The 11,770-nt window shown below is 74.3% G+C and carries 11 protein-coding genes; 1 reads left to right on the top strand and 10 read right to left on the bottom strand.

Translation table 11 applies throughout. The features are described 5' to 3' along the window. Positions 1–30 precede the first annotated feature (30 nt). The 9 genes from ACH4K1_RS18670 to ACH4K1_RS18630 all read right to left on the bottom strand — a co-directional run bounded on the left by ACH4K1_RS18670 (position 31) and on the right by ACH4K1_RS18630 (position 9,258). On the bottom strand, positions 31–888 hold the full coding sequence (locus ACH4K1_RS18670) for an ABC transporter permease (RefSeq protein WP_398090384.1): 858 nt from the start codon (positions 886–888) through the stop codon (positions 31–33). Next, a complete protein-coding gene (locus ACH4K1_RS18665; RefSeq protein WP_398090497.1) occupies positions 881–1,846 on the bottom strand; it encodes an ABC transporter permease in 966 nt (321 codons plus the stop codon). The genes ACH4K1_RS18670 and ACH4K1_RS18665 overlap by 8 nt, the downstream gene beginning before the upstream one ends. A gap of 23 nt (positions 1,847–1,869) precedes the next feature. Further along, the gene (locus tag ACH4K1_RS18660; protein ID WP_398090383.1) at positions 1,870–3,486 is read right to left on the bottom strand and encodes an ABC transporter substrate-binding protein; all 1,617 of its coding nucleotides are present in this window, start codon (positions 3,484–3,486) and stop codon (positions 1,870–1,872) included. 156 nt (positions 3,487–3,642) lie between these two features. Then, complete coding sequence (locus tag ACH4K1_RS18655; RefSeq protein WP_398090382.1) at positions 3,643–4,158, bottom strand: hypothetical protein; 516 nt, start codon at positions 4,156–4,158, stop codon at positions 3,643–3,645. 146 nt (positions 4,159–4,304) lie between these two features. After that, entirely contained in the window at positions 4,305–5,423 is a 1,119-nt protein-coding gene (locus ACH4K1_RS18650; protein WP_398090381.1) for an acyl-CoA dehydrogenase family protein, read from the bottom strand. Continuing rightward, positions 5,420–6,613, bottom strand: coding sequence for an acyl-CoA dehydrogenase family protein (locus tag ACH4K1_RS18645; RefSeq protein ID WP_398090380.1), 1,194 nt, complete (start codon positions 6,611–6,613; stop codon positions 5,420–5,422). Before ACH4K1_RS18645 ends, ACH4K1_RS18650 begins: the two co-directional genes overlap by 4 nt. Beyond that, positions 6,610–7,575, bottom strand: a complete 966-nt coding sequence (locus ACH4K1_RS18640; RefSeq protein WP_398090379.1) for an NADPH:quinone oxidoreductase family protein — start codon at positions 7,573–7,575, stop codon at positions 6,610–6,612. Before ACH4K1_RS18640 ends, ACH4K1_RS18645 begins: the two co-directional genes overlap by 4 nt. 127 nt (positions 7,576–7,702) lie before the next feature. Beyond that, on the bottom strand, positions 7,703–8,299 hold the full coding sequence (locus ACH4K1_RS18635) for a helix-turn-helix domain-containing protein (RefSeq protein ID WP_073770667.1): 597 nt from the start codon (positions 8,297–8,299) through the stop codon (positions 7,703–7,705). A gap of 224 nt (positions 8,300–8,523) precedes the next feature. Continuing rightward, entirely contained in the window at positions 8,524–9,258 is a 735-nt protein-coding gene (locus ACH4K1_RS18630; protein ID WP_398090378.1) for a PIG-L deacetylase family protein, read from the bottom strand. Positions 9,259–9,759: 501 nt separating this feature from the next. On the opposite strand from ACH4K1_RS18630, the gene ACH4K1_RS18625 reads away from it, so the two are divergent. Then, a complete protein-coding gene (locus ACH4K1_RS18625; protein WP_398090377.1) occupies positions 9,760–10,332 on the top strand; it encodes a rhodanese-like domain-containing protein in 573 nt (190 codons plus the stop codon). A 106-nt stretch (positions 10,333–10,438) separates the two neighbouring features. Here ACH4K1_RS18625 and ACH4K1_RS18620 read toward each other — a convergent pair whose 3' ends face one another. Continuing rightward, the gene (locus ACH4K1_RS18620; protein WP_398090376.1) at positions 10,439–11,734 is read right to left on the bottom strand and encodes an alpha/beta fold hydrolase; all 1,296 of its coding nucleotides are present in this window, start codon (positions 11,732–11,734) and stop codon (positions 10,439–10,441) included. Positions 11,735–11,770 lie beyond the last annotated feature (36 nt).

Below are 11,770 nucleotides of genomic sequence, written 5' to 3'. Positions count from 1 at the left end.
CGGGGGGGCCGGCGGGTTCAAGGGCGCGGGTCACAGCATCAGCTCCGATTTCCGGCGCGGGTTGATCCGGTCGCGCCAGGCTCCGGCGAGTCCGGCGAGCGCGAGGGTCGGGACGATCAGGAAGAGGCCGGGGAAGAGGGTCGGCCACCAGTCCCCGGCGAGCAGCGAACCGCGCGCGGACTGGACGAGGTTGCCGAGGCTGGCCTGGTGGGCGGGGAGTCCGAGCCCGAGGAAGGAGAGCGCCGACTCGTGCCACATCGCGTGCGGGACCATCAGTACGGCGGCCAGACCTGCCTGCGGGAGGACGCCGGGCAGCAGGTGGCGCACGACGACGCGAGTGCGGGAGGCGCCGCCGGAGACGGCGGCGTCGATGAAGGGGCGCGAGCGCAGCGAGAGCACCTCGGAGCGGACGATGCGGGCGGTGGAGATCCAGTGCGTCAGGGCGACCGAGACGATCACCGGCCAGACGCCGGGCCGGAACATCGCGACGATGAAGATGCCGAGCAGCAGGTGCGGGATGGAGGAGAGGGCGTCGACGACGCGCATCACCACCCGGTCGGTCCAGCCGCCGAACGCCCCGGCGAGCGCACCGATCGCGGTGCCGACGACGGTGGCGGTGAAGGCCGCGACCAGGCCGACGAGCAGGGAGACCCGCAGCCCGTAGACACAGCGCAGCAGGAGGTCGCGGCCGACGTCGTCGGTGCCGAAGGGGTGGGCGGGGGACGGCGGGACGAGTTTGTTCGCGAGGTCGACGGCCTGCTGGTCGAGCTGGGTCAGCGGCGGGACGACGAGGACGGCGAGCGCGACGGCGAGGACGATCACGGCCGAGGTGACGATCCGGACGCGGCGTGCGGCGCGGCCCGGCAGGGCGATCACGGTGTCAGCCATCGAAGGCCACCCGGGGGTCGGCGAGTCCGTAGAGGAGGTCGGAGATCAGGTTGCCGAGCAGGACGGCGGCGGTGGCGAGCACCGTGAGCGCGGCCAGCAGGGAGAAGTCCACGGAGGTGGCGGCCTCGACGGTGGCGGCGGCGATGCCGGGCCAGCTGAAGACGGTCTCCACGAGCAGGGCGCCGGTGATGAGTTCGGGGACGCGGGAGCCGATCAGGGTGAGCATCGGCAGCATCCCGGAGCGCAGGGCGTGGCCGAGGAGCACGGTGCGCTCGCTCAGACCCCGGGCGCGGGCGCCGCGTACCGGGTCCTCGGCGAGGGCGTCGGCCACCCCTTGGCGTACGTACAGGAAGAACCACGGCAGCTGCGAGACGCCGAGGACGGCGGCGGGCAGCACCAGGTGGGTGGCGACCTGGCCGAAGGTGACGGTCTCGCTGGCGGCGTCGGTCAGGCCGCCGGCCGGGAGGACGTCGAGCTTCAGGGCGAAGAACCAGATGGCGAGCAGGCCGAGCCAGAAGGCGGGGGCGGCTTCCAGGGTGTACGCGAGGGAGCTGACGCACCGGTCGAGCCAGCCGCCGGGCCTGCGGGCGGCGAGGACGCCGAGGCCGGTGCCGAGCAGGATCGCGACGAGGAAGGCGGTGGCGGCGAGCAGGACGGACCAGCCCATGCGCTCCGCGATGACGTCCGCGACCGGTTGGCGCATCACGCTGGAGTCCCCGAAGTCGCCCCGGAGGGCGGAGGTCAGCCAGTCCCACCAGCGTGCGACGAGCGGCTGGTCGACGCCGAGGTTGGCACGGAGCTGGTCGAGGTTCTCCTGCGAGGCGGTGAGTCCGGCGGTGCCGGCATAGGCCTTGACCGGGTCGAAGGGGGAGGCGGCGGCGACGGCGAAGACGCCGAAGGTGACGGTGCCGAGGACGGGGACGGCGAACAGGGCCCGCCGTCCCGCCATCCGCGCCATCGGCCCCCAGGGGAGGGGTCGGCTCACTTCTTCGCGTCCCCGCCGCTCTTGGCGGACCACTTCTCGACGTTCCACCAGGGGCCGGAGGCCAGCCCGTGGTCGTGCGGTTCGACCTGGGTGGTGAGGGCGCCGAAGCGGTCGTCGACGACGTAGAGGTGGTCGATGTGGGTGAGGAAGGTGTAGCCCGGGTTCTTCACCAGTTCGCGCTGGACGGTGTCGTACGCCTTCTTCCGCTCGGCCTTGTCGCCGCTCCTGCGGCCCGCCTCGATCGCGGTGTCGACGGCCTTGTTGTCGTACCAGGCCATGTTGTTGAAGCCGTCGCCCGCGAGGGAGGACTTCAGCAGGGTGTACTGGTCGAAGTCGGGGTCGGCCGGGGAGCCGCCGCCGGCGAGGACGGCGTCGTGCTTCATGCGGGGCTCGATGACCTCCCAGGTCCCGGCCTCGGTACGGATGTCGATGCCCGCCTTCTTGGCGTCGGAGGCGTAGGCGAGGGCGTGCTCCTGGCGGAGCTTGTCGCCGCTGAGGTACCAGAGCGGGAAGGTGGCGCGCACCCCGTCCTTGACGCGGACGCCGTCCTTGCCGGGCTTCCAGCCGGCCTCGTCCAGGATCTTCTTCGCGGCGGCGAGGTCGTGGGGGCGCTCGGTGCCCTTCGTGAACCACTCGCTGTCGGTGGGGACGGGGCCGTAGGCGGGCTTGCCCGCGCCGTTGAGGATGGCCTTCACCATGGCCTCGCGGTCGACGGCGACGTCGAGGGCGCGGCGTACGGCGGTGTCCCCGGCGACCTTGTTGTGGGTCGGGAGCGTCACCGTGCGGTAGTCGTAACTGGTGGCGGCATAGGTTTTCTTGCGCCTGTCGTCGCCGAAGCCCTTGGCGAGGTTGGGCGGCAGGATCGCCCCGTCGAGGTCGCCGGAGCGCAGCCGGGTGGCGCGCACGTCGTCGTCCTTGATGATCGCCATGGTGAACTTCTTCACCTCGGGTTCGCCGCCCCAGTAGTCGGGGTTGGCGGTGAAGCTGAGCTTCTCCCCCTTGGACCACGTGGTGAGGAGGTAGGGGCCGGTGCCGATCGGCCGGGTGGTGAAGGCCCCGGTGTTGACGTCCTGCCTGCCCGCGATGTGCTCCGGGGCGATGGGCAGGACGGTGCGCTGGGCGAACGGCGCGTAGGGGTACTTGAGGGTGAAGACGACCGTGTCCTCGCCCCGGGCGGTGACGTCCTTAACGGCGTCCAGTTCGGTGCGGGAGGCGTTGTTGGTCTTCTCGTCGAGGATGGTGCGGTAGGTGAAGACGACGTCCTTGGCGCCGAACGGCTTCCCGTCGCTGAACTTCACCCCCTGGCGCAGCTTGTACGTGTAGGTCAGGCCGTCGGCGCTGACCTCGGGGAGTTCGGCGGCGAGAGCGGGGCGGAGCTTCATGTCCGCGTCCAGGGCGAGCAGTCCGTCGAAGATCTTGGAGTTGCCGTCCTTGCCGTAGCCGAGCAACGGGCTGAGGCTGTCGGGCTCGTAGGCGATGCCGACGACGGCCGAGGTGGAGGACGGTCCGGAACCGCTCCCGGCGCCGTCCGGATTCGAGCAGGCCGCGGCGGTGAGGGACAGTGCGGTCACCAGTGTGGCGGCGACCGCCACCCGTATCGATCGGGCCGTCATACTCTGCACATCCCTGTCCAAGATCGACTGTAATTGCGAACGGGTTGCAATTAAACAGCACATAAAAGACCCCGGTACACCCCGCCTCGACCGGTGAGACGGGCGCACCGGGGCCGGTACGCCGGAGAACGCGCCGGGGGCGCGGAACCCGGCCGCCTACGGCGCGGTGTCGGCGAGGTCGATCGTGAGCACGTCCTCGTCCCTCGTCCGGTGGTCGATCGTGATCGAGCCGGACGCTCCGGCGTAGGCCCCCGTCCCGCCGGTGACCGCGAAGACGTGGGACCACGGCCGCGGGTCCACCGGGGACTCGGTCACGGCGGGCAGCGGCCGCCGGAAGGCGGTGGCAGCCGTGATCAGCCCGTCGTCGAGGCTCAGGACCAGCGTCGCCAGGACGAACGAGCCGTCCAGCTCCACGGCGACGGGCAGGCAGTGCGCGTTCTCGGTGCCCACGGTGTCGCCCTGCTCGTCCGACAGCTCGTACCGGACGAAGTAGGGGACGCCGGCCGTGAGGACGTCCGGGATGTTCGCGCCCGTGCGCCGGCCGGTCAGGACGATCCGGCGGGCCGCCTTCCGCTCCGCGTGGGCGGTTCCGCCCGCCCCGACGACCAGTCCCCCGGCCACGGCCGCCGCCGAGGTCAGTTGCAGCACGCTCCTGCGATCCATCTCCGTCATCGCCCGCTCACACCCTTGCCGCTCGTGTCCCAGGGGCGCACGCGCGCCCCAGGGGCAAACGCCCGGCGGGGGCGGAACGGATCGCCCCGCACGCGCACACCACCGGATCGGACCATCGGCTCGGCGCGCACGGGGGCGGTGTCCGTCTACGGGGCCGGCAGCTCCGCCAGCTCCGCGACGGCCCGGCGGTGGCTTCCCGCCGTGCCGTACGCGAGGGAGTCGGCCTTGGCCCGCTTGAGGTACAGGTGCGCCGGGTGCTCCCAGGTCATGCCGATGCCGCCGTGCAGCTGGACGCACTCCTCGGCGGCGTGGACCGCGACGCCCGAGCAGTACGCCTGGGCGACCGCGACGGCGAGCGGGGCGTCGGAGCCGCCGGTCGCCAGCGCGTCCGCCGCGTTGCGGGCGGCGGCGCGGGCCGAGACGACCTCCAGCCAGAGCTGCGCCATCCGGTGCTTGAGCGCCTGGAACGACCCCACGGGCCGGTTGAACTGGTGGCGTTCACGGGTGTACCGGACGGTCTCGGTCAGACACCACTCCGCGAGGCCGAGCTGTTCGGAGGCGAGCAGACCGGCCCCGGCGAGCAGACCGCGCCGTACGGCGGCGGCGCCCGCGGCGGCGTCGGCCAGCGGGGTTCCGGCCGTCCCGTTCAGCGTGACGGCGGCGAGGGGGCGCGTCAGGTCGAGCGGGACGAGCGGTTCCACGGTGACGCCGGGGTCCGACGCCTCGACCGCGTACAGCCCTTCGGCGGTCGGCACCAGCAGGACGTCCGCGGCCTGCGCGTCCGCCACGCCGCGCACCGTTCCGTCCAGTGAGCCCAGCGGCGCGCCCGGGCCGGCGGGCGGGGTCGCGAAGGGCACGGCGAGCACGGCCGTACGCGCCCCGGAGGCCAGCTCACGCAGGAGGGCCGCGGCGGGCCCGTCCCCACCGCCCAGGGCGAGGAGGGTCTCGGTGGCCACGACGGAGCTGGTCAGGTAGGGGGCGGGAGCCACGCTGCGGCCCAGCTCCTCCAGGACCACGGCGGCCTCGCGGTGGGACGCGCCCTGGCCGCCGAACTCCTCCGGGACGAGGAGCCCGGCCGCGCCGATGCCCCCGGCGAGGGAGGCCCACAGCTGCGGGTCGTACGGCGTGCCGGACTCGGTGGCGGCGATCACCGCGGGCGCGGCGGCCCGGTCGGCCAGGAGGGCGCGGACGGCGGAGCGCAGGTCCTCCTCGTCCTGCGAGTAGAGCAGGTCGGGGGTGGCGGCGGGCTGGGCGGGGGCGGTCATCGGCTCAGGTCCTTCCAGGCGACGTCCTTGTCGTTGCGGGGTTCGGCGGGCAGCCCGAGGACGCGTTCGGCCACGATGTTCAGCAGGACCTCGCTGGTGCCGCCCTCGATGGAGTTGCCCTTGGAGCGCAGGTAGCGGTAGCCCGCGTCCCGTCCGGTGAAATCGACCAGCTCCGGCCGGACCATGGTCCAGTCGCTGTACAACAGGCCCTCGTCACCGAGGAGTTCGACCTCCAGGCCGCTGATCTGCTGGTTGAGCCGGGCGAAGGCGAGCTTCATGCCCGAGCCCTCGGGGCCCGGCTGCCCGGCGACGAGTTGCTGGCGCAGCCGCTCGCCGGTGAGCCGGGCGACCTCGGCCTCCACCCAGAGGGTCAGCAGGCGCTGGTGGGTGTCGGGGGTGCGCAGTTCCGGGCGTTCGCGCCAGGTCTTCGCGACCGGGCCGATCATGCCTCCCTCGCGGGGGATGCGGGAGCCGCCGATGGAGACGCGCTCGTTCATCAGGGTGGTCCGGGCGACCTCCCACCCCTCGCCGACGGGGCCGAGGCGATGGCTGTCGGGGATGCGTACGCCGGTGAGGAAGACCTCGTTGAACTCGGCCTCGCCGGTGATCTGGCGCAGCGGCCGGACCTCGACGCCGGGGTCGGTCATGTCGCAGATGAAGTAGCTGATGCCCCGGTGCTTGGGCAGGCCGGGGTCGGTGCGGGCGATGAGGATCGCCCAGCGGGCCAGGTGGGCGCTGGACGTCCACACCTTCTGGCCGTCGACGATCCAGTCGCCGCCCTCGTCCCGGACGGCCCGGGTGGCGAGGGCCGCGAGGTCGGATCCGGCGCCGGGTTCGCTGAACAGCTGGCACCAGACCTCCTCCCCCACCCACAGCGGCCGCAGGAAGCGCCGCTTCTGCTCGTCGGTCCCGAAGCCGAGGATGGTGGGGGCGGCCATGCCGAGGCCGATGCCGATGCGGCGCGGGTCGTTGTCGGGCGCCCCGGCGGCGGCGAGTTCGGCGTCCACCACCTGCTGGAGGGAGCGGGGCGCGTCGAGCCCGCCGAGTCCCACCGGGTAGTGGACCCAGGCGAGCCCGGCGTCGAAGCGGGCCTTGAGGAAGTCGGTGCGGTCGGTGGCGGCGGGCGGGTGTGCGGCGAGCAGTTCGCGGGTACGGCGACGGACCTCCGCGGCGTCGGTCGCGGGGCTCATCGGGCGCCTCCCGGCAGGACGACGATGCGGCCGGTGCTGGTACCGTCGGCGACGCGCTGGACGGCGTCGGCCGCTCCGGCCATCGCGACACGCTCACTGACCAGCGGTTTGACGATGCCCTGCGCGGCGAGCTTCGTCAGCTCGTCGTGGCAGGCGCGGACGGCGGCCGGGTCCTTGGCGTTGTAGAGGCCCCAGTGGAGCCCGACGACGGAGTAGTTCTTCACCAGGGCGTGGTTGAGGGCCGGCGTGGGGATGGCGCCGCTGGCGAAGCCGACGACGAGGATGCGCCCCTCGAAAGCGACGCACTTGGCGGACTTGGCGTAGGCGTCGCCGCCGACCGGGTCGTAGACGACGTCCGCGCCGCGCCCGCCGGTGGCCTCCTTCACGGCGGCGACGATGTCCTCGCTCCGCCGGTCGACGACCAGGTCGCAGCCGAGTTCCCGCGCGACGGCCGCCTTCTCCGGTCCGCCGACGACCCCGATGACCTTCGCCCCGGCCGCCTTTCCGAGCTGGACGGCGGCGCTCCCGACGCCCCCCGCCGCCGCGTGGACGAGGAGGGTCTCGCCGGGCTGGAGGCGGGCGCGGCGGTGCAGGCCGAACCAGCCGGTCTGGTAGCCGATGTGCAGCGCGGCCGCCTCCGCGTCGTCCAGGGCGTCGGGGGCGGGCAGCAGGGCCGCCTCGTCGGCGACGACGAAGTCGGCGAAGCCGCCGTGGGGCAGGGCCGGGGTGGCGAGCACGCGCCGCCCGTCCTCGGTGGCGCCGCACACTTCGACGCCCGGGGTGAACGGCAGCGGGGGCCGCACCTGGTACTGGCCCCGGCAGAGCAGGGCGTCGGGGAAGTTGACGTTGGCCGCGCGGACCTCGACGAGCACCTGCCCGTCGCCGGGCGTGGGCCGGTCGGTCTCCTCCAGCCGCATCACCTCGCCCGGCTCGCCGTTCCGGTGTACGCGCCATGCCTGCATGAGGGGCCTCCACAACACTGTCGGCGTCAACCGCCCGAGCGGTCGGCGTTACCACTGCCGCCCGCATACTAAGCGGTCGCTTGCCGATCTGGGAACACCTCGATCCGCCCGCCGGGGGCCTCCGCCCTCAGGCCCGCTTGGGCTTCGCCCGTACGTGCATCCGCTCGCCCTGCGGCCCGAACAGGCTGAGGAATTCCACCGTCTCGTCCTCGGCCGGGCCGAACCAGTGCGGCAGCCGGGTGTCGAACTCGGCGGCCTCCCCCGGCTCCAGCACCAGATCGTGTTCGGCCAGCAGCAGCCGCAGCTTCCCGGAGAGCACGAACAGCCACTCGTACCCCTCGTGCGTGCGCTGTTCCGGCGGCCCCCCGCCCGGCTCCTGGATCAGCTTGTACGCCTGGAGGCCGCCGGGCCGGGCGGTCAGCGGCAGCATGGTCCGTCCGTGCTGCACGATCGGCTTGGCCCGCACCCGGGGATCGCCGACCGGGGCGGCCCCCACGAGGTCGTCGAGCGGCACCTCGTGGGCGCGGGCGATCGGCAGCATCAGCTCCAGGCTGGGGCGACGGCCGCCGGACTCCAGCCGGGAGAGCGTGGAGACGGATATACCGGTGGCGGCCGAGAGGGCGGCGAGGGTGACCCCGCGCTCCTTGCGCAGCCGGCGCAGGCGGGGTCCGACGCCGGAGAGGACGGCGTCCAGTTCCGGGTCGTCCCGGTCGTGTTCCTTCATCCGGCCATTGCAGAATCGGCAATCCGGTTTGTCAACCCGCCAAAGCGCGGCGCCGGGCTCCAGGGTGTGTCCGGCGGATCAGGATCGGAGAGGCCGCGGCGTCTGGTGCGGTGCATCGCAAGGCGCTGGAATGCCTGCATCGCGGAGCGATTCGGGCGTTTCGGCAACGCCGCGAGGTGCTGTGCCGGGCGTCGTGGACCCGGTCAAGATCCGCCGGACACGCCCTAGCGGGCGAAGACCTCGAAGGGGACCGCCGGCCGTCCGCCGAACCGCTCGGCGGCGGCCTGGACCATGCCCGTCAGGAAGGTCCGGCAGTACCGTTCCGGGTCCTCCTCGGTCAGCGCCTCGATGTACGTGCGGTGCTCCAGCAGCGACCGGACCGAGCGTTCGAGACCGGCGGTCGCGTCGACCGCGTGCGTGGGCCGGTCGCTGCCGGCCACGGCGGTCCAGCGCACCCCGTCCCACGGCCGGAGGCCCTGGTCTGCGAGGTCCGGGAAGATCCAGCGGTTGCCCGCGTCGGCCACCGCGTCCAGCGCGGCTCGCCCGACCGCGCGGTGGTCGGGGGTGTTCCAGGCGGTCCCGCCCCAGGTGTCGCGGTGGTTGAGGGTGACCACCAGCTCGGGGCGGTGACGGCGGATGGCGGCGGCGATGTCCCGGCGCAGCCCGGCGCCGTACTCGATCACGCCGTCGCGGTGGTCCAGGAATTCCACGGTCCGCACGCCGACGACGGCGGCGCTCGCCCGCTGCTCCCGCTCGCGGACCGGGGCGCACTCCTCGGGCGGCAGAGTGTCGATACCGGCCTCGCCGCGGCTGGCGAGCAGGTAGACGACCTCGCGTCCCCCGTCGGTCCACTCGGCCACGGCGGCGGCCGCCCCGTACTCCAGGTCGTCGGGGTGGGCGACCACGGCCAGGGCGCGCTGCCAGTCGCCGGGCATGGGTTCGAGACGCTGCGGGGCCATACCGGCAGGCTACCGGGGGGCGGCCGCGGCGGCAGGGGCTCCCGTACGGACCGCCGGGGCCGGGGCGGCACACCGGCGAAAGCCCCCGCCACGCCCGGACGTGTTCCCCGCACCCGCGGGCGGGGCGGCCCGGCGCCCGGGGGGGGGACCCCGGCGGGGCCGGGCCGGGGCCGGGGGGGGGCCCCCCCGGGGCTGTGGGGGGGGGGGGGGGGGGGGCTGCCCGCCGCCCCCGCCCCCCGGCCCGGCCCGGGGGGGGGCCCGGGGGGGGGGGCGGGGGGGGCGGGGGGGGGGGGGGGGCCCCCACGTCCGGGACCGGTCCGGGACCGGGGGCGGCCCCGCCGGGGCCCGGTGGCGGTACGGGGCGTGCGACGCTGGAGGCCGGTGGCGGCCCGCCTCGGACACGAGCCGGGCCGTCCAGGTCCGGGTCCGGACGGGAGGGGCCGTCTCCCGACGGGAGGGCCCCCTCCCCCCACCGCCCCGGCGAACGAAAGGAACCTCCTCGTGCCCACCCCCTCCTCCCTCTCCCCCGCCCAGGCCGCAGCCCGTCTGGAGGAGTTCACCGTCATCGACGTGCGGGCGCCCGGCGAGTACGCCTCCGGCCACGTTCCCGGCGCCCTGAACATCCCGCTCGACAAGCTGCCGGACGCGCTGCCGGCGCTCAAGTCCGCCTCCGCGCGCGGCTCGCTGCTCCTGGTGTGCGCCTCCGGGGTCCGCTCCACCCGGGCCTGCGAGATCCTGGCGGGCGCGGACATCGAGGCCGTGACGCTGACCGGCGGCACCTCGGCCTGGGAGGGCGACGGCCGCGGCCTGGACCGTCCCGCGGGCGCCCGCGCCATCTGGCCCATGGAGCGCCAGGTGCGGCTCGCGGCGGGCTCCCTGGTGGTGGCCGGGCTGGTGGCGGGCCTCCGCTTCCCGGCGGCGCGCTGGCTCTCCGCGGGTGTCGGCGCGGGGCTGGTGTACTCGGCGGTCAGCAACACCTGCGGGATGGCGGCGGCCCTGTCGAAACTGCCGCACAACCGGCCCTCGCGCGCCGTCGGCGACCTCGACGCCACCCTGGCGGAACTCCAGCGCTGAGCCCGTCGTCCGGGGCCCCGCCGCCATCGGCCCCGACCGGGGGGCGAGCGGCGGCCGGGGCGGGCGTGTGCTTCTCGCCGGACGGGCCCGAGGGCGGTCCGCCCCGTCACACCTCGTCGCGTACCAGGGCCAGCAGCCGGTCCAGGACCCGGGGGCCGCCCGCCCGTACCCCGTCGTGCTCGTACTCGTTCGTCACCCAGGTCCGCAGCCCCCGGATCGCCGCCGCCGTGCGCAGCGAGTCGGCGGTGTCGACGTACATGTCGTCGTGGTAGACCGCCGCCGCGACCGGCACCTCGTTGGCGGCCAGCCGCTCGGGGTCGTACAGCACGGGCCAGTCGGTGCGCCGCGCCAGCAGTTCGGCGGTCTCGCGGAGCGGGCGCAGCGCCGGGTCGACGTCGAAGTGCCAGGGGTGGATGGTCTCCCCGGTGAAGAGGACCGGGCCCTCGCCCGCCAGCGCCGCCGCCGCGTCGAACTGCGGGAACTCTCCGCGTACGCGCTCTGCGGCCCAGGCCGTGGGGCGCTCGCCCTGCCCGTAGATGGCTTCGTGCAGCAGGGCGTAGAGCGGGTGCCCGGCGAAGGAGGAGGCGGTGCGCACCGCCTCCTGGAAGGCGTCGGAGAGTTCCGTGCCGTGCGGGGTGCGGACGAAGGCGTTCTCCAGCAGGTAGTGGAGCTGGTGGCTGCCGCTGCCGGAGCCGAGCAGGATGCCGAGCGACTGGAAGCCCTCCGGGGTGAGCCGGTGGCCGCCGCTCTCGGGCCGGTGGTCGGCGAGGTGCGCGGCGATGGCGCGGGCACGCCCGACGTCCTGCGGGTAGCGGGCGTAGTGGGCGGCGACCTTCCGCTCGATGCGCGGGTACGCGGCGCGGTAGACGTCGTCGGCGTGTCCGTCGAGCGCGGGCAGGCCGCCGGTGATCAGGACCTCCTTGAGCCCTTCCGGGGCGGCGGAGAGGTAGCGGACGGCGCAGAAGCCCCCGAAGGACTGGCCGAGGACGGTCCAGGGCGCTCCGCCGGTGAGCTGCGGCCGGATCAGTTCGCAGTCGCGGACGATGGAGTCGGCACGGAAGTGGGCGAGGTAGTCGGCCTGTTCGCGCGGGCCGCCGCGCAGCGGCAGGGTCTGCCGGTTGGCCGGGGTGGAGAGGCCGGTGCCGCGCTGGTCGAGCAGGAGCACCCGGAAGTCGCGCAGGGCCCGGCCCAGCCAGGCCTCGGCGCCGACGAAGCGGCGTGCGCCGAAGCCGGGGCCGCCCTCCAGGTAGACCAGCCAGGGCAGCTCCTCGCCGGCCCGCGAGGCGGCGACCGCTTCCCGTCCGTAGACCTCGATCTGCTCGCCGCCGGGGTCGCCGTGGTCGAGGGGCACGGTGAAGCGCCGGTCGGTGAGGACGACACCGGGCTGCCGGTAACTGCTCACGGGGGACTCCTGAATGCGGGGTGCGGGCTGATCGGG

Source organism: Streptomyces sp. NPDC017448, assembly GCF_044330565.1.
In the GTDB taxonomy this organism is placed as follows: Bacteria; Actinomycetota; Actinomycetes; order Streptomycetales; family Streptomycetaceae; genus Streptomyces.
The sequence above is the reverse complement of the archived record's forward strand: the minus strand, read 5'-3'. Positions and strand labels throughout refer to the sequence as shown.